Annotated in this window: 15 protein-coding genes; 7 read left to right on the forward strand and 8 right to left on the reverse strand. The window is 59.8% G+C overall.

Going from position 1 to position 17,185, the window contains the following annotated elements; translation table 11 throughout:
* The 5 genes from F1542_RS14935 to thpR form a co-directional block, all read right to left on the reverse strand.
* The coding region (locus tag F1542_RS14935) for a uracil-DNA glycosylase family protein (protein WP_193733734.1) at positions 1–427 on the reverse strand (427 nt) is incomplete at its 3' end.
* Between the two features lie 9 nt (positions 428–436).
* Entirely contained in the window at positions 437–1,141 is a 705-nt protein-coding gene (locus F1542_RS14940; RefSeq protein ID WP_193733735.1) for an NAD-dependent deacylase, read from the reverse strand.
* Between the two features lie 141 nt (positions 1,142–1,282).
* Positions 1,283–2,689 carry a cytochrome c gene (locus tag F1542_RS14945; protein ID WP_227672774.1) on the reverse strand — a complete coding sequence of 469 codons (1,407 nt, stop codon included), beginning with the start codon at positions 2,687–2,689 and terminating at the stop codon, positions 1,283–1,285.
* A gap of 53 nt (positions 2,690–2,742) precedes the next feature.
* Positions 2,743–4,962, reverse strand: a complete 2,220-nt coding sequence (locus F1542_RS14950) for a PQQ-dependent dehydrogenase, methanol/ethanol family (protein ID WP_026019545.1) — start codon at positions 4,960–4,962, stop codon at positions 2,743–2,745.
* Positions 4,963–5,424: 462 nt separating this feature from the next.
* On the reverse strand, positions 5,425–5,976 hold the full coding sequence (thpR, locus tag F1542_RS14955) for an RNA 2',3'-cyclic phosphodiesterase (protein WP_193733737.1): 552 nt from the start codon (positions 5,974–5,976) through the stop codon (positions 5,425–5,427).
* 193 nt (positions 5,977–6,169) lie between these two features.
* Between thpR and F1542_RS14960 the strand changes: the two genes are divergently transcribed.
* The 5 genes from F1542_RS14960 (at position 6,170) to cyoD (ending at position 11,459) form a co-directional block, all read left to right on the forward strand.
* Positions 6,170–6,946, forward strand: a complete 777-nt coding sequence (locus F1542_RS14960) for a Bax inhibitor-1/YccA family protein (protein WP_193733738.1) — start codon at positions 6,170–6,172, stop codon at positions 6,944–6,946.
* Between the two features lie 652 nt (positions 6,947–7,598).
* On the forward strand, positions 7,599–8,525 hold the full coding sequence (gene cyoA, locus F1542_RS14965; protein ID WP_026019544.1) for a ubiquinol oxidase subunit II: 927 nt from the start codon (positions 7,599–7,601) through the stop codon (positions 8,523–8,525).
* Positions 8,526–8,530: 5 nt separating this feature from the next.
* Positions 8,531–10,525 carry a cytochrome o ubiquinol oxidase subunit I gene (gene cyoB, locus F1542_RS14970; RefSeq protein ID WP_193733739.1) on the forward strand — a complete coding sequence of 665 codons (1,995 nt, stop codon included), beginning with the start codon at positions 8,531–8,533 and terminating at the stop codon, positions 10,523–10,525.
* Positions 10,525–11,130 (forward strand): cytochrome o ubiquinol oxidase subunit III, encoded by a 606-nt coding sequence (gene cyoC, locus F1542_RS14975; protein ID WP_010507645.1) that lies wholly within the window; start codon positions 10,525–10,527, stop codon positions 11,128–11,130. Before cyoB ends, cyoC begins: the two co-directional genes overlap by 1 nt.
* Positions 11,130–11,459, forward strand: a complete 330-nt coding sequence (gene cyoD / locus F1542_RS14980; protein ID WP_026018424.1) for a cytochrome o ubiquinol oxidase subunit IV — start codon at positions 11,130–11,132, stop codon at positions 11,457–11,459. The genes cyoC and cyoD overlap by 1 nt, the downstream gene beginning before the upstream one ends.
* A 123-nt stretch (positions 11,460–11,582) precedes the next feature.
* Here the strand turns inward: cyoD and fdxA are convergent, their stop codons facing one another.
* The 3 genes from fdxA to F1542_RS14995 form a co-directional block, all read right to left on the reverse strand.
* Positions 11,583–11,915: a ferredoxin FdxA gene (gene fdxA / locus F1542_RS14985; protein ID WP_193733740.1), complete on the reverse strand. Its 333-nt coding sequence runs from the start codon at positions 11,913–11,915 to the stop codon at positions 11,583–11,585.
* 189 nt (positions 11,916–12,104) lie between these two features.
* Complete coding sequence (locus F1542_RS14990; RefSeq protein WP_193733741.1) at positions 12,105–12,398, reverse strand: RNA-binding S4 domain-containing protein; 294 nt, start codon at positions 12,396–12,398, stop codon at positions 12,105–12,107.
* Positions 12,399–12,403: 5 nt separating this feature from the next.
* Complete coding sequence (locus F1542_RS14995) at positions 12,404–15,016, reverse strand: helicase-related protein (protein ID WP_193733742.1); 2,613 nt, start codon at positions 15,014–15,016, stop codon at positions 12,404–12,406.
* Between the two features lie 131 nt (positions 15,017–15,147).
* Between F1542_RS14995 and F1542_RS15000 the strand changes: the two genes are divergently transcribed.
* Together F1542_RS15000 and F1542_RS15005 are read left to right on the forward strand one after the other, a co-directional pair.
* Positions 15,148–16,587: a M17 family metallopeptidase gene (locus tag F1542_RS15000; protein WP_193733743.1), complete on the forward strand. Its 1,440-nt coding sequence runs from the start codon at positions 15,148–15,150 to the stop codon at positions 16,585–16,587.
* Positions 16,588–16,747: 160 nt separating this feature from the next.
* Complete coding sequence (locus F1542_RS15005; RefSeq protein ID WP_193733744.1) at positions 16,748–17,167, forward strand: MarR family winged helix-turn-helix transcriptional regulator; 420 nt, start codon at positions 16,748–16,750, stop codon at positions 17,165–17,167.
* The last annotated feature ends 18 nt before the right edge of the window (positions 17,168–17,185 follow it).

Consider the following 17,185-nt stretch of genomic DNA (forward strand, 5'->3'; position numbering starts at 1 on the left):
CACTGACGCGTCCCTTGCCCAGGATATGCAGCTGGGCATAGGATCCGACCACCAGTGTCAGCCTGATATCGGGCATCTGCGCCATGATGCGCGCGCGCCATTGCGGTGCGCATTCGGGCCGGGGTGGACAGTCACCACCCTTTGGCAACCTGCCTGGATAACACAGCCCCATGGGAACCAGTGCGACACGGCTGGAATCATAAAACGTGGCCCGGTCGATTCCCATCCAGCCACGCAGCCTGTCACCTGATGCATCGTTGAAGGACTGCCCTGTTTCATGCACGCGCGTACCGGGGGCCTGGCTTGCGATCAGTAGCCGCGCCGTGCGCGAGACATGCAGTACCGGACGCGGCCCAAGCGGCAGGTGGGCGGCACAGGTCTGGCACGCGCGGATGGCGTCGAGAAGGTCTTCCAGTGTTTCGGCCATGGCCCAGCTTTACGCTTCCAGCAGGTCGCGTGTCCATGCCGGTACGGTGCGTGTGGCAGGGCCTGCAATGGCCTGGTCAAAGGCGGAGGGACCGGGCGGGATTTCCAGGTTGAACAGCATCGTATCCGCATGTCCGGCCACGCTGTCCACAAAACCGGCGGCAGGGTAGACCACGCCGGACGTACCGATGGCGACGAACAGGTCACATGCCGCCAGATGCCGGGCAATCGTCTCCATATGGTAGGGCATTTCCCCAAACCAGACGATGTCAGGCCGTAATGTCGGCTGACCGCAGTCAGGACACGGCGTATCGGGGAAACAGTCCGTGCGCCATACCGGGGTCGCGCCGCAGGCGGTGCAGCGCAGGCGTAGCAGTTCACCATGCATGTGAATGACGTTGTGACTGCCAGCGCGTTCATGCAGATCATCGATATTCTGGGTGACGACGGTGACATGCCCGTCCCAGCGTCCTTCCCGTCCCGCGCGTTCCAGTTCCGCCAGCGCCAGATGGGCGGCATTGGGATGGACGGTGGGCAAACGGGCCCGCAGGTCGTTGTAGAAACGGTCCACCCGCAGGGGATCACGCTGGAAGCCCTGTGGTGTGCAGATATCCTCGATCCGTTCATGGTTCCACAGGCCGTCCGCGCCCCGGAAGGTCTGTAATCCCGATTCCTGGCTTATGCCCGCCCCGGTCAGGGCCACGATACGCTGCATGATGACATTTTCCCTGTCGGTTGCCCGACCCAGTGTGGGGGATTGCCGTACATAAGAAAACCGCCATGGGCGGAACCCATGGCGGTTTTCAGTCACTGTATCAGGAGAAGGTGGTCCCCGGTGGGGGACCACCCATCCGCCTTACTGTGCGGCGTCCTGACCGGTGTGCGTCTGCGGAGCAAACGTCCAGCCCGAGCCGTAAGGCTGCGGCAGGAAGACCGACCAGCCGCTGCTCATGCTGTTCCAGCCAGAGCTGGAAACCGGCGCGCCCGTGTCGCGCAGCTTGGTGACATCCGCGGCCGTAACGGTGCCGGGTGCCTTGTTGCCCCAGCTGGTGCGGATGAAGTTGACCACATCAGCAATCTGCTGGGCGGACAGCGAGCTGCTGTAACCCGGCATTGCCACTGCGGACGGTGCCCAGTTGCTTGGCGGCAGCACGCCACCATGCGCAATCACGTTCACCAGCGAGGTCGGGTTCTCGGTCACGACGACCGGGTTGCCAGCCAGCGGCGGGAACATGCGGGCCACGCCACCACCGTCGTTACGGTGACAGATGGCGCATTCCTTCACATACGTGTCGGCGCCCGGAACGCTGGCGGTGTTACCCGAAGCCAGCATGTTCGCGGTGGACGCGTCATAGGTGTAGTTGCCCTGTGACGGCGGCACCGGCGGCAGGCTCTTCAGGTACTTCGCGATGGCGTGTAGGTCGTCATCGGTGAAGTACTGGGTGCTCCATGCCACCACATCGCCCATGCCACCGAATACGGCGGAATGATCGATACGACCGGATTTGAGGAAGGTGTAGATGTCATCCTCGGACCAGCGGCCCAGACCAACGACAGGGTCGTTGCGCAGGCTCGGCGCAACCCAGTTGTCGATCGGTGCGCCACCGGACAGGAAGTCAGGTCCACCAGCTGCGTCCAGCGCCTTTTCCTGCATGGCGAAGCCACGCGGGGTATGACACGCACCGCAATGCCCGGGGCCGGTAACCAGATAATCGCCACGTGCGATCTGCGCATCCGTGCCTGGCGCCGGCGTGAAGTCCTTCGGCGAAGGCGAGAACATCATGCGCCAGATGCCCAGCGGCCAGCGCATGGACATGGGCCAGGAAATGTCCGGCTGCTTGTCCGGCTGTGCGACCGGCTTTACCCCGTGCATGAAGTACGCATACAGCGCCTGCATGTCTTCCTTCGTCATACGCGAGAAGGAGGGATACGGCATGGCCGGATACAGCGTGGAGCCGTCCTTGCGGATACCATGGCGCACGGCTTCGTCGAATTCGGCGAAGGTGTAGCGGCCGATACCGTAGGTCGGGTCCGGTGTGATGTTCGTGGAGTAGATCGTACCGATCGGGCTCTTGATTTCAAGCCCGCCTGCGTACGACTGTCCATGGAGAGCAGTATGACATGCTACGCAGTCACCCAGTCGCGCGACATATGCCCCCTTCTGGACCAGCGCGGAGTCAGCATCTGGCGTCTGTGCCAATGCCGTCCCTGCCAGCAGACTAAACGCTGCCGCGCTGAATGTCACCTTAAGTCTGTTGATCATTATGTTCACCATCATGCGTCGCGTTGATGCGAAAAATTGTCAAAACCGGGAGATTACGGCAGCTGCTCGGGGATACCGTCAGCGTTCTTCCGGGCATCAACTTCCCTCTGATAGGTCTCGTTCGCACGCTTGATCAGGAACTGGCGGATGTCCTCAATCTCGGTCGGGTTCATGTTACCGTCGAAGCGATCCATACCGTAGGCGGTAAGCGCGCCGCGGCCGACAACATTGTAGAACGCGTCCTCATGACGGATGGACCCGGACCAGCGCAGGTCAGGCAGCACACCGGCACCTTCCGCGTTATCGCCATGACAGGCGGCGCAATAGGTCTGGAACTGGAAGTAACCGTTGTCAGTACGCTTGCTGTCGAACTGTGCCGGCGGCTTGACGGGCAGGAAGCCCTGGTCATTCTGCTTGGGCAGCGGGCCGGACTTGCCATCGAGCGAGAAGGCAATGATGCGCGAGTGGTTGACGGTCCAGCCGCTGGTACGGGCCAGGCCACCAAGGAAGAACGGATAGATGCCGCCCCAGCCCACTTCAACCGCGACATACTGCTTGCCATTGGCAAGGTAGGTCACAGGCGGTGCGATGATGCCGCTGTCTGCCGCGAAGTGGAACAGGTCGGAACCGTTCGTCGCGTCATAGGCGTGGAATTCACCGTTCGCCAGGCCCTGGAACAGCAGGTCGCCGCCAGTTGCCAGGATACCGCCGTTCCACGGACCCTTGTGGTCCACGCGCCATGCTTCAGCCTGCTTCTGCGGATCCCATGCCACGATCCAGCCCTTCAGGTCCTTCACGAAGGCCTGCTTGGCTTCCGGCGAGTCGGGGATACCGACCTTGTTCATGTCCAGACCCAGGTTCCAGCTGTCGGGATGCGGCGTGAAGCCGCCGACCTGGTTGGTGTACAGGAACGGAACCTGCTGTGCCGGGATATAGACCAGCCCGGTCTTGGGGCTGAATGCCATGGCCGCGAAGTTATGGCCGCCAAGGTCACCCGGGATGCCGTACCATTCCTTGCCCGTAAGGGTATAGAGCGCATCGGGGTTGTAGATCGGGCGACCGGTCTTGGGATCAAGGCCGCTGGCCCAGTTCACATAGACGTAGTTCTTGCCCGAGATGAACTCACCGGTCTTCGCATCGATGATGTAGAAGAAGCCGTTCTTCGGTGCATGAACGATGACGTGGCGGGTTTCACCATTGATCGGCAGGTCAAGCGTCATGATCTGCTGGACCGAGGTGAAGTCCCACTGGTCCATCGGCGTTTCCTGGAAATGCCAGACGTACTCGCCGGTTTCCGGCTTCAGTGCGACGATGCTGCCCAGGAACAGGTTGTCGCCCTTGCCTTCGGAACGGTACTTGTAGTTCCACGGCGAACCGTTGCCCACGCCCAGGTAGACCAGGTCGGCCACGGGGTCATACACGATGGAATCCCATACCGTGCCGCCGCCACCCTGGCGGGTCCAGGCGCCGGTCGGGCTCCAGGTCTGATAGGCCTTGTTCATCAGCACGCTGTCGGATGCAGCGTGGTCCGGTTCATTCTTGGGGTTCGGAACCGTGAAGAAGCGCCAGTCGACCTTGCCGGTTTCCGCATCGAACGCCGTGACGAAGCCACGGGCGCCGAATTCGGAACCACCGTTACCGATGATCACGCGGCCCTTGGCGATACGGGGTGCGCCGTCAACCGTATAGGAACGCTGCTTGCCCAGCTCCGCTTCGGGCGGAATGGTGTTGACGCTCCAGACCAGCTTGCCGGTCTTGGCGTCCAGCGCGATCAGGCGGCCGTCGAACGTGCCGAAATAGACCTTGCCATTCCAGTATGCCGCGCCACGGTTGACCGTGTCACAGCAGCCCTTGTCGGCAATGTTGCCGGGCACGCGCGGGTCATAGGACCACAGCAGCTTGCCGGTTGCGGCGTCGACGGCTTTCATCATGCTCCAGTTGGTGGTGGCGTACATGACGCCATCAACAACCAGGGGCGTGCCTTCCTGGCCACGGTTGGTATCAAGGTCCAGATACCAGGCCAGCTTCAGGTTACCGACATTGGAACGGTTGATCTGATCCAGCGGGCTGTAGCGCTGTTCAGAATAGGTGCGGCCATAGGTCATCCAGTTGCCGGGGTGATCATCGGCATGGATGATCGCTTCCCCCGTGGCGCCCTGCCCGTCATCTGCGGATGCCATGGTGGCATACCCGGAGATGAGAGCCGCACATATCGTTCCGGCTGTAAGCGTTCTGCTCAGAGAACGTCTTTTTCCGAAAACGGCAGAAATCATATGTGATGTCCTCAGAAAACTAACGGTTTCGAATTCAGGATGCCGCCGCTGCAACTTTCTGCCTGGAGCCGCTTTCTGAATGTATCCGGCAAAAAAAGCACGGCAGCGCTTCTTTTCCGGCCAGACAGGAAACCGGCTTCAGGCAGCAAAGACAAAGCAGGTGGTCCGTTTCATCCGAACATACTGAGGCTAGCACGTCCGTCTTCTGACATTTTAGTGTTCAGCCTCACTAAAACGTGAACATACTGTCTCAGAAGCAATGAAACGGATAGTTCGAAATCCCGCGGATTTTCCTAAAATCTGTTGATATTTCAGGAAGAATGACAAGGTGTGTCTGTTGGTCACGTGCAGGTGGTTCACAATCATTGATAAGAAAAATATTTTTATTATTCACAAATGTAATAGATGCCGGGCCACATAAGACTCCTGTTTCCAGCCATGTCGGGCGTCTGGCACAGAGAATCAGAACTGTAACGGATAATGTTCCAGCGGTTCATAAAACGGTCCATCGGCATGGCGTATGGACTGGAATAGGGTGAAATGCCCGATCGTCTGCGCTTCCGTCGGGGGAACGGTGGTCGCAAGCCAGCGCTGCCGACGGTCCTGGTCTGGGCGCTGCATCTGGCCGACAGTGACATGCGGGGTAAAATGGCGGCTGTTCCGCTCGGCCCCGGTCGGGATCGCGCGGTTCAGGCTCTTGCGTACCTTCTCACGCAGCGCGGTCAGGGCATCGTCGGGCGTGCAGCCAATCCACAATGTGTCCGGCCCATTCGGCCGGGCAGGGGTAAACAGCCCCGTACCGCCCAGTCGCAGGACAGGTGGCGCGGCGTGGATGGCGGACAGGGCGTGATGGATTTCCTCGTGCAGGTGGGGATGGGTAACCTCCCCGATGAAATGCAGCGTGAGGTGGTAGGATTCCGGCGGTCGCCACGTAACATCCGGTAGGCGGCCACGTAATTCGCCTATCGCATGAAGCGACGGAAGCGGGAGTTCAAGACCAACAAAAAGACGCATGACGAATACCTGTGGACAAGGGAAAAAGGCATATGCCGTTATGAGCGGTGTACAGTATATATAAGGTGATGTACCCGCGGCATGTTTGCCGTATTGTAATGTATTGGACACGCTCCTGATCTTGAACGTGTTCTAATATGGTCCCACATGCTGGGAGAGGCACGTCAGTCAAGACGTGGAGGAAGGAAACACAATGGCTTTTGGCCCTGATTCGCGGAGTTTCATCCGCCCCGCCGCTGATAGTGCCGCAGGTTCCGTTGATATGGGCCTGCGTGCCTATATGCTGCGGGTCTATAACTGGATGGCATCCGGACTGGTCCTGACCGGACTGGTTGCCTATCTGATCGCAAATACCAGCCTGCAGGCCCTGTTCTACCAGCATGTGCCCACCCCGATGGGCATGGCGCTGAAACCAACGGCGCTGTCCATGCTGGCCATGATTGCCCCGCTGGGTTTTGTGCTGGTCATGTCGTTTGGCGTGAACCGGCTGTCCACGCAGGCGGTGCAGACCCTGTTCTGGCTGTTCTGTGGCGTGATGGGTGCCAGCATGTCCAACATCTTCCTGGTGTTTACCGGGGTGTCGGTGACGCGGGTGTTCTTCATTACCGCCGCGACATTCTGCACCATGTCGATCTGGGGTTACACGACTCGTACCGATCTCAGTCGCTTCGGCTCTTTCCTGATGATGGGGCTGTTCGGTCTGATCATTGCAGGCGTGGTGAACATGTTCCTGCACAGCCCGGGTCTGTATTTTGTCTATAGCGCCGTGGGTGTGCTGCTGTTTGTCGGCCTGACCATGTTCGATACGCAGCAGATCAAGGCGAATTACCAGCAGTTCGCCTATTACGAAGGGCCGGAGCAGGCGGCGAAGCGGTCGGTCTATGACGCGCTGAACCTTTACCTGAACTTCATCAACCTGTTCCAGTTCCTGCTGCAGTTCATGGGTGTGCGTAACAACAGCAACGACTGAGGGTGCAGGAGTCCTGCAGAAACTGTACCATTTCAGTCTGGTATGAGAATATGGAAGGGTCGTCACGCAAGTGGCGGCCCTTTTTGCATGGAAAGGGTTGCCAGCCATGCGCACGGCTAAAAAAGATAAGACTTATTCATATATAGAAAATATAAGATGACATGAGTGTGAGGTTCATGACACTCGGACAACCCTTTGTAAAATAATGATTTTCTTAGATAAATTTTTAGCAATGAAATCTATTGAAATATTATGTGAAGGCTTGCCTCTGAGGCCATTCAGGTCGGATAACCCTTGAATAGAAAAACTATATGAAAGGGTATGCGGCACAGAACATGCGCTTCAGCACACAGGACGGCGTCGCGATTTATGGTCCGATCTGCCCTGACAGTAATAATTACGTAAGGTCTGGCGGGCCGTATTGATCAAGATCATGGTCAGCCGGTCGGCAACTAACTCATGACGGATGCAAACCGAAAAAGGCCGTGTGTCGATTTCGGAAGTCGACGTAGGCGCGATGTCGCTGGGTGCCAGGGGAAAGTCGGATGCATTTTCCCTGCCAAGCGTATAACGTGGCCGTTGTTGTCTAAGCCCGTGGATGAAGCGAGGATGTGAGCAAAACAGGGTGATGTCGAAACCAACGAGGCGTGAGATGAAGAAAAAAATCTTGCCAAGATTAACGAAGCTGATGAGCCTATCTTCGGCAGCGCTGCTAGCAGGCTGTTCATGGGATACGCTCGACCCCAAAGGCGTGATCGGTGCTCAGGAAAAAAGCCTGATCCTGACCTCGACCTACGCGATGCTGCTGGTAGTGATACCGGTATGTATCCTGACGCTGCTGTTCGCATGGCAGTACCGTCAGTCCAACACTGCGGCGGAATACCTGCCGAAATGGTCGCATTCCAACAAGATCGAGGTGGTTATCTGGGCCGTTCCCAGCCTGATCATCCTGTTCCTGGCGGTGCTGACCTATCAGACATGTCATTCGCTTGACCCGTACAAGCCGCTTGAGGCTGAAGCCAACGTCAAGCCTATTCATGTCGATGTTGTGGCACTGGACTGGAAGTGGCTCTTTATCTATCCGGATGAAGGGATCGCGACCGTCAACCAGATGGCCATGCCGGTGAACACGCCGGTTGATTTCCGGATCACCTCTGACTCCGTGATGAACTCCTTCTTCATCCCGCAGCTCGGTACGATGATCTACGCCATGGCCGGGATGCAGACACAGCTGCACCTGATCGCGAATGAAGCTGGTGATTTCCAGGGTGAATCCTCCAACTTCAGCGGCCGTGGCTTCTCCGACATGCGTTTCCGTGCGCTGGCAATGCCTGCGGACCAGTACAGCGCGTGGGTCGAGAAGGTTAAGGCTTCTTCCGAGCAGCTGGACAGCGCAAGCTATCCGAAGCTGGCCGCGCCGAGCGAGGCCAACCCGGTTGAATACTTCTCGCATGTCGATGCGGGTCTCTTTGATGACATCGTTGCCAAGTACAACAACGGCATGGTCATGGATAAGAGCACCGGCAAGATGCTGCATGTGCAGCAGTCCGCGATGTCCGACATGAACATGAAGGAATAGGACAGATGTTAGGCAAATTAACTTTGTCGGCCATTCCTTATGATGTGCCGATCCTTGTTGGGACGTTCATCGGTGCGGCCATTGCTGGCCTGGCCGTTGTGGGTCTCATCACCTATTACGGTAAATGGGGCTACCTGTGGCGTGAATGGCTGACCTCGGTCGACCACAAGCGCATTGGTGTCATGTATATCGTTGTCGCACTCGTGGCGCTGTTCCGTGGTTTCGCGGACGCGATCATGATGCGTTCCCAGCTTGCGCTGGCCTATGCCGGTAACCCCGGCTACCTGCCGCCGCACCATTATGACCAGATCTTCTCCGCACACGGCACGATCATGATCTTCTTCATGGCCATGGCGTTCATGCAGGGTCTGATGAACATCGTGGTGCCGCTGCAGATCGGTGCGCGTGACGTGGCCTTCCCGTTCGTGAACACGCTGAGCTTCTGGATGACGACCATCAGCTTCCTGCTGGTCAACGTCTCGCTGTTCATCGGTGAGTTCTCGCAGTGCGGCTGGCTGGCTTACCCGCCCCTGTCCGAACAGCAGTTCAGCCCCGGTGTTGGTGTTGACTACTACATCTGGGCGGTGCAGCTGTCCGGTGTCGGCACGCTGCTGACGGGTGTGAACTTCTTCGCGACCATCGTGAAGATGCGTGCGCCGGGCATGACCTACATGCGTATGCCGGTGTTCACCTGGACCATCTTCTGCACGACCGTGCTGATCATGGTTGCCTTCCCGATCCTGACCGTGGCCATGGGCCTTCTGGGTCTGGACCGTTACCTGGGCATGCACTTCTTCACCAATGACGGCGGCGGCAACCAGATGCTCTATCTGAGCGTGATCTGGGGCTGGGGCCATCCGGAAGTGTACATCCTTGTCCTGCCTGCCTTCGGTGCCTTCTCCGAAATCACGCAGACCTTCTCCCGCAAGCCGCTGTTCGGCTACAAGACCATGGTCTATGCGACCGCTTCCATCATGGTCCTGTCGCTGGTGGTTTGGGTTCACCACTTCTTCACCATGGGTGCCGGCCCGAACGTCAACGCGTTCTTCGGTATCATGACGATGGTCATCGCGGTTCCGACCGGGGTGAAAATCTTCAACTGGCTGTTCACGATGTACAAGGGGCGTATCGAATTCCACGCGACCATGTACTGGGTGATCGGCTTCATGATCACCTTCTCCATCGGTGGTATGACCGGTGTCATGCTGGCAATCCCGGCGTCTGACTTCGTTCTCCACAACAGCCTGTTCGTTATCGCCCACTTCCATAACGTGATTATCGGTGGTGTGTATTTCGGTTACGTCGCTGCCATGAACTTCTGGTTCCCGAAGGCTTTCGGCTTCAAGCTGAACGAAGCCTGGGGCAAGCGCGCGTTCTGGTGCTGGTTCGTTGGTTTCTATGTTGCGTTCATGCCGCTTTATGTCCTCGGTTTCGAAGGCATGACCCGTCGTATGAACCACTATGACAACCCCGAATGGCATCCTTGGCTGCTGATTGCTGAAGTGGGTGCGGTTCTGATCGCGCTTGGTATCGTGTGCCAGCTGACCCAGCTGTATGTCTCGATCCGTGATCGTAACCTGGCTGAAAACCGTGACCTGACGGGCGATCCCTGGAACGCACGTACGCTGGAATGGTCCACGTCTTCGCCGCCGCCGTTCTACAACTTCGCCATCCTGCCGGAAGTCCACGAACTGGACGCCTTTGCCCATGACAAGGAAGCCGGTATCGACACGCGTCAGGCCGGTGGCAACTATCAGCCGATCCATATGCCGAAAAACACGGCATGCGGTTTCCTGATCGGTGCCTTCAGCTTCGTGCTTGGCTTCGGTGCGGTTTGGTACATCTGGTGGCTGGCGGCTGTTGGTCTGATCGGTGTCATCGCTACGGTGATCGCCCGTTCGTCCGACAACGACGTCGATTACTATGTGCCGGTGTCCGAGGTGGTTCGCATTGAGCAGGAGCACACCCATAACCTTATGGCAGCACAGGCAGCGGAATAATGGCGCAAAACATGACTGCTGATGCAGCCCATGCCCATGATGAACACCACGAATCTCCCGTGGTGTTCGGGTTCTGGCTGTATCTGATGACGGACTGCATCATCTTCGGTACACTGTTTGCAGTGTTCGCGGTGTTGCGTGACCAGTTTGCCGGCGGTCCGACCGGCCACGAAGTGTTCGAACTTTCGGGTGTTGGCATTGAAACGGCAATCCTGCTGTTCAGCTCCATCACCTACGGTTTCGGCATGATTGCCGCCCATGAGAACAAGGTCAGCACCATGCGGACCTGGCTCGGGGTGACCTTCCTGCTGGGGCTGGGCTTCCTGTTCATGGAAATCCGTGAGTTCTCTCACATGATTGCCGAAGGCAATGGCCCGGATCGCAGTGCGTTCCTGTCCGCCTTCTTCACGCTGGTTGGCACGCATGGTCTGCATGTCACCTGCGGCCTGCTGTGGATGGCTGTCCTGCTGTTCCAGACGGCTGGCAAGACCGAGCTGAATGAACGCATGATCGGCAAGCTGACCTGCCTCAGCCTGTTCTGGCACTTTCTGGATATCGTCTGGATCTGTGTCTTCACCTTTGTCTATCTGATGAGTGTGATCTGATGGCAGACCATATTTCTTCCTCGGGAGAGAGCCACGGGAGTGTAGGGTCTTACCTTACCGGGTTCGTACTTGCCGTTATCCTGACGGTTGCATCCTTCGGTCTGGTGATGTCGCATGCGATGTCACCGGCCGGCACCGGCGGGGCGATTGCCCTGCTGGCGGTGGTGCAGATTGTTGTTCACCTCATTTACTTCCTGCACATGAACGGTTCGTCCGAACAGCGCTGGAACGTCATGGCATTTGTCTTCACGGTGCTTTCGGTCCTGGTCCTTGTGGCCGGCACGATGTTCATCATGCACGACACGGCCATCAACATGATGTCGCGTTAAGCGGTGTCATGTCAGGGTGCGGGGGCAGGGAACTGCCCCCGGGCCAGACGGCATAAAAAAAGACCGGCACGAGCAATCGTGCCGGTCTTTTTTTATGGTGCAACCCGATGGGAAAGGCGGCGATCAGCCTTTCTGGGGTTCGGGGGAAAGCATCTCTTTCTTGTTGGGCTTGTCTTTCCATTCCTCGGCATCGGCCGGGGCGTCGATCTTGCGTGTGATGTTGGGCCACACGGCGGCATATTTGGCGTTCAGTTCGGCCCAGGGGGTCGCACGGTCATCGCTATCGGGGAAGATGGCCTCAGCCGGGCATTCCGGTTCGCACACACCGCAGTCGATGCATTCGTCCGGGTTGATTACCAGAAAGTTTTCACCGGCGTAGAAGCAGTCAACCGGACAGACTTCGACACAATCTGTGAATTTGCAGCGAATGCAGTTTTCGGTGACCACATAGGTCATCGCCTATCTCCGATCATTATTTGTTCGGCCTGCGGCAATAGGCCCGGCCATTAAAAGGGATGAGGTACCGCATGGGGCATGACCTCATCAGGAATGGCGGAAGATATGAGAGTGTTTTCGGGCCGTGGCAAGCCCAAGACGACGGCTAATGCATAATCATGGTCTGTATTGGCCTGTTGGCCACAATATTCAGACAGTTTCCGGAACAATTTCATACAGAAGTTGTGCAAGTGGGGCGGATTGCCGCCGCCCGGCACAGGCCACAACACGTATGACGATCACGGTCTGCCGGTCCGGGGATGGCAGGGTCAGGATATCGCCCACATGCACCTGCGCATGCGCCTTGGTCACGCGCTGGCGGTTGATGCGGACATGGCCGCCTGATGCGATCTTTGCACAGATACTGCGGGTACGACCGAAACGGGCATGAAGCAGCCACAGGTCCAGCCGCTGGGTCATGATGGGATCAGGGGTCTGTGTCATGGCGGTCAAGAGCGATTGAACAGGGTGGCGAGAGCGGCGAAGGGGCTGTCGGCCCGTCGCGGACGCTGGGCTGCCGCCGGTCGCCTGCCATTGCGGGCTGATGCGGTCCCCACGGTTTTTTCCCGGCCGCCATTTTCGTGCTCGGACAGGAATCGGATCATGACCGGGGCGGGTGGCCCGTAGCGGTTGGCCGCCATGGGGCGCGGATGGTACACACGCATGTTCAGCCCTTTCATCACCGCAGGCAGCATTTCGCGTCGTATCCCCAGACGGGACGCCAGGTGGGGCGGTAGCGGTATGGGGGCCCGCCGTGTCATGCGCGCCAGTTCGATGACAAATTTTTCCGCGATATCCAGCCTGATCCGCACTGGTCCCGCATCCAGCCATCCCATCCGGTCCATGAAGGCGGGCGGCAGTGCATCCGGCGGCAGGGTAACGCGCCCCATGGCGGGCAGGGGCGGGCAGGGCATATTCAGGCTGATCGCCACCAGCCAGGCCCGTAGCTGCATGGGGCGTTCCTTCAGGATCGCCGGCATGAACAGGCTGTAGTGTCCCACCCGTACCCCCAGCCGTCTCAACCGATGGATCATGTCATGTCCGGGACGTTCACCGCGATGGAGCGGGGCAACCCCGGCACCTTCCATAAGGCGATGGATGATGCCGCGCAGGTCCGGCGTGCTGGCCACCGCGGCCTGAACGGCAAACAGCGGCGCAAGATGCTCGCGCACGACCTGCCCCAGCCATGTCTGCAGGCGGTTGCGGATTCGTTCGCGCTGGGCATTGTCCAGCAGCGGGTTATCCAGCACCTGTGGGCGCGGCGACAGCAGGTCACTGCCCGGCAGCATCCGCGCAATGGGCATGTCCTGCCACAGGATATGCGCCCCATCGGCGGAAAAGGTGAACTGCTGGTCATCATCCTGCACCAGGGCCGCGACACGGCGCGGGATTTCGCTGCGGACCGCCCGCCGTGCCGCGCGCATGAGCAGGCGCCCGTCTTCCGCATCGCTATGTTCGCCCGCGATCAGGTCCAGCCCGGCAATGCGGCCGACCTCATGGCCTTCGACCACGACATTGCCCTGTGCCGTCACGGCGGAAAGCAGGTTGTCGTGCCCGCCTTCATCCAGCCGGCGGATCAGGGTGGTGGCGCGACGGTCCACAAAGCGCGCGGTCAGCTGTTCATGCAGGACATCGGACAGCCTGTCCTCCGCCTCCCGCGTGCGGGCCTGCCAGTGTTCGGCATTGGCGACCCAGCCGGGGCGGGCGGCGATATAGCTGCACACGCGAATGCCCGCCAGACGCTGCATAAGCGAGTCTATGGTACCTGCCGTCTGGAAAAAATGAGTGATCTGGCTGTCCATCCATGCCGACGGGATGCGGCCATCATGGATCAGGTGGGTAAAGATCCGTCCGCACAGGCGGATATGGCTGTCATCGCCCAGCTTGCGGAAATCGGGTATCTGGCAGCTTTCCCACAACAGGCGCGTCGCGGCGCGGGAATGGACCAGCGGACGGATATCGCTGTTTCCCGACAGCGCGGACAGGGCGAGTACGTCGCTTGCCTCATGCCCTGCGATCAGTTCGACGCGGGGGGAGGGGCGGTTGAGGCTGGACAGCAGCCGGTCGGGAGAGGAGAAATCAAGGTCGCTGTTGCGCCATGCCAGCCGGGTCAGCGGGTCGAAACGGTGTTCCTCCACCGCTTCGGCCAGTTCCTCGGACAGGGGTGGACAGGTTCCGGTGGTGCCGAACGTGCCATCACGCAGCCCGCGTCCGGCGCGGCCCGCAACCTGCGCAATTTCCCCCGCTGTCAGGGGACGGATGCGCGTGCCATCGAATTTGGACAGGCTGGCAAAGGCCACATGGTTGACATCCATGTTCAGCCCCATGCCGATCGCGTCGGTCGCGACGAGGTAGTCAACCTCTTTTTCCTGATACAGCGCCACCTGCGCATTGCGGGTGCGGGGTGAAAGCTGTCCCATGACAATGGCGCATCCCCCCCGCCTGCGGCGCAGCAGTTCGGCAATGGCGTAAACCTCGCCCGCGGAAAAGGCGACAATGGCCGAACGCGGCGGCAGGCGCGTCAGCTTGCACGCCCCCGCATGCGTCAGTTGCGACAGGCGGGGGCGGTGTTCGATTTCGATACCGGGCACAAGGCGGCGGATCAGGTTGCGTATGGTGTCCGCGCCCAGAAACATCGTTTCCGACAGGCCGCGCGCATGCAGCAGCCGGTCGGTAAAGATGTGGCCACGATCGGGATCGGCACAAAGCTGGATTTCATCCACCGCCACGAATTCCACGCGCCGGTCCAGCGGCATGGCCTCCACCGTGCATGAAAACCAGCGTGCCTTTGGCGGGATGATCTTTTCCTCGCCGGTGATCAGGGCGACGGCATGCGCACCCTTCTGCGCCACCATGCGGTCGTAGTTTTCGCGCGCCAGCAGCCGCAGGGGAAAGCCAATGATGCCGCTGGAATGTGAAAGCAGCCTTTCTATGGCCAGATGGGTCTTTCCGGTATTCGTCGGGCCGAGCACCGCCCGGACCAGCATATCGGTATGGGGGCCGGAACCATGTCCGGCCGCTGCGCGATGGGGGCCGCCAGTGCCCGTGGGTACACCCGTCATGAATGCATGCTCCGGCCAAGTGGCGGCAAATGCAAGCAAAACCACATGCCGGCGGCGCTGGGGTGTTGCGTTGCCCGGACAGGGGACGCACCCTGCTGCAAACAGGAATACATACAGGGAAGGGACATGCGATGAACGCGTTGGAAACGCAGGTCTGTCTGGTCGCGGCGGCCGATGTGCGGGACGGGGCCGTGGGCATGGTGCATGCCATCCGCCCCTCGGCACTGGGGGAGATGGACGCAGTGGTGGGTGAAGTGGCGGCCCGCTTTGCCCGTCAGGCCGGTTTTGCCGCCCGGTACGGTCAGGTACAGCTGCTGCCCGGTGTGGATGGCACGGTCACGACGGCCCTGCTGGGCATTGCGGAGCAGACGGATGGCACCGACCCGTTCGTGTTCGGGGCGTTGCCCGACTCGCTGCCTGCCGGATCATGGCGGGTCAGTGCCCCTGCGGATGTGCAGGCAGGCGATATCGCACTGGGTTTCTGTCTTGGCGCCTATCGCATGCCCGCTTTTGGCCGCGACATGGCGCCCGCCGCCCCGCCTGCGCGGCTGGTGGTGGAAGGGGCGGGGCAGGCGGCAGCCAGCATGGCGCGCTGCATCAATCTTGCCCGTTCGCTGATCAATACGCCGCCCAATCTCATGGGACCGGATGATCTGGCCAAGGCGGCCGAGATGGCGCTGGCCCCGCTGGGGGCGGATGTATCGGTCATTCGCGGGGCGCGGCTGGCGCAGGAATTCCCGACCGTACTGCATGTTGGCGCGGGATCGGACCGCGCGCCCTGCGTGGTTGAGGCCCGCTGGCAGGGCAGCACCGCCACCGAGACGGCACCACTGCTGTCGCTGGTGGGCAAGGGCGTGTGTTTCGATACGGGTGGGTATGACCTCAAGCCGCCTTCCTCCATGCTGCGGATGAAAAAGGACATGGGGGGCGCAGCCATCATGCTGGCCCTTGCGCGTCTGGTCATGCTGCGTGACCTGCCTGTCCGGCTGGAACTGCGTCTGGGCTGCGTGGAAAACAGCGTATCGGGCCATGCCATGCGGCCATCTGATGTGGTGAAGACCCGCGCGGGGCTGACGGTTGAAATCGGCAATACCGATGCCGAAGGCAGGCTGGTCCTGTGTGACCTGCTGCACGCGGCCTGCGAACGCCAGCCCGACCTGCTGGTGGATGCCGCGACCCTGACCGGGGCGGCCCGCGTGGCGCTGGGGCCGGATGTGCCGGCCCTGTTCACCAATCATGACGCGACGGGGGCTGTGCTGGTGGCGTCCGGCCTGGCCTGTGGGGACCCGCTGTGGCAGTTGCCGCTGTGGCCGGGGTACCGGAAATGGCTGCGCAGTCCGGTGGCAGATATGAACAATATTTCATCCAAACCCATGGGCGGAGCGATCACGGCGGCACTTTTTCTAGAAAATTTTGTCAAAACTGATGTGCGCTGGGTTCATATCGATACCTACGGATGGAATGATTCGTCACGGCCCGGACGGCCAGAAGGCGGAGAAAGTCTTGGTTTAAGAGCGATTTATGAAGGAATGTTAAAAATATTTAATATCGAGGACAGAATGCATCACTAAAGAAACAATGCCGGATGCGAACTAATTTGGTTGTTGCGACTTATATATGCCGTAAATGCCAATTATATAGGCACAACCAAGACGCACCATTCCAGTCCACCCGATTCCGCATCCATGCGTGCCGGTGTGCAGGCTGATTTCTGACAGGGGATTTCCACCGATGAGCAAGTCATCAGACGCTAATACGGACCAGATGATCAATTCGCTGCGCGACACCATTGTCGCGATGGTCCGCCGTGACGGGCCCGACCTGTCGGCACGCCAGCTGGCCGTGTTCCTGACCTGCTACCTGCGTGGCGACGGCTCGCACACCGTGCGTGGCCTTGCAGCCGAACTGAACGTGTCCAAGCCCGCCATCACCCGCGCGCTGGACCGGCTGAAGGCACTGGATCTGGCTCGCCGCGCGCCGGACCCGATGGACCGCCGTTCCGTGCTGATCAAGCACACGATCAAGGGCAAGGCCTACCTGCGCGACCTGTGCAGCATCGTGAATGAAGCGGCAACGCAGGATAAGGCGGCGGCACCCGTGCGCAAGACCACGCGTACCCGCCGGACCGAGGAACAGCGCCGCGCTGGCTGAGTTACATGAGGGTTCACT

The sequence above is a fragment of the Komagataeibacter sp. FXV3 genome (assembly GCF_015155755.1).
Classification (GTDB): domain Bacteria; phylum Pseudomonadota; class Alphaproteobacteria; order Acetobacterales; family Acetobacteraceae; genus Komagataeibacter.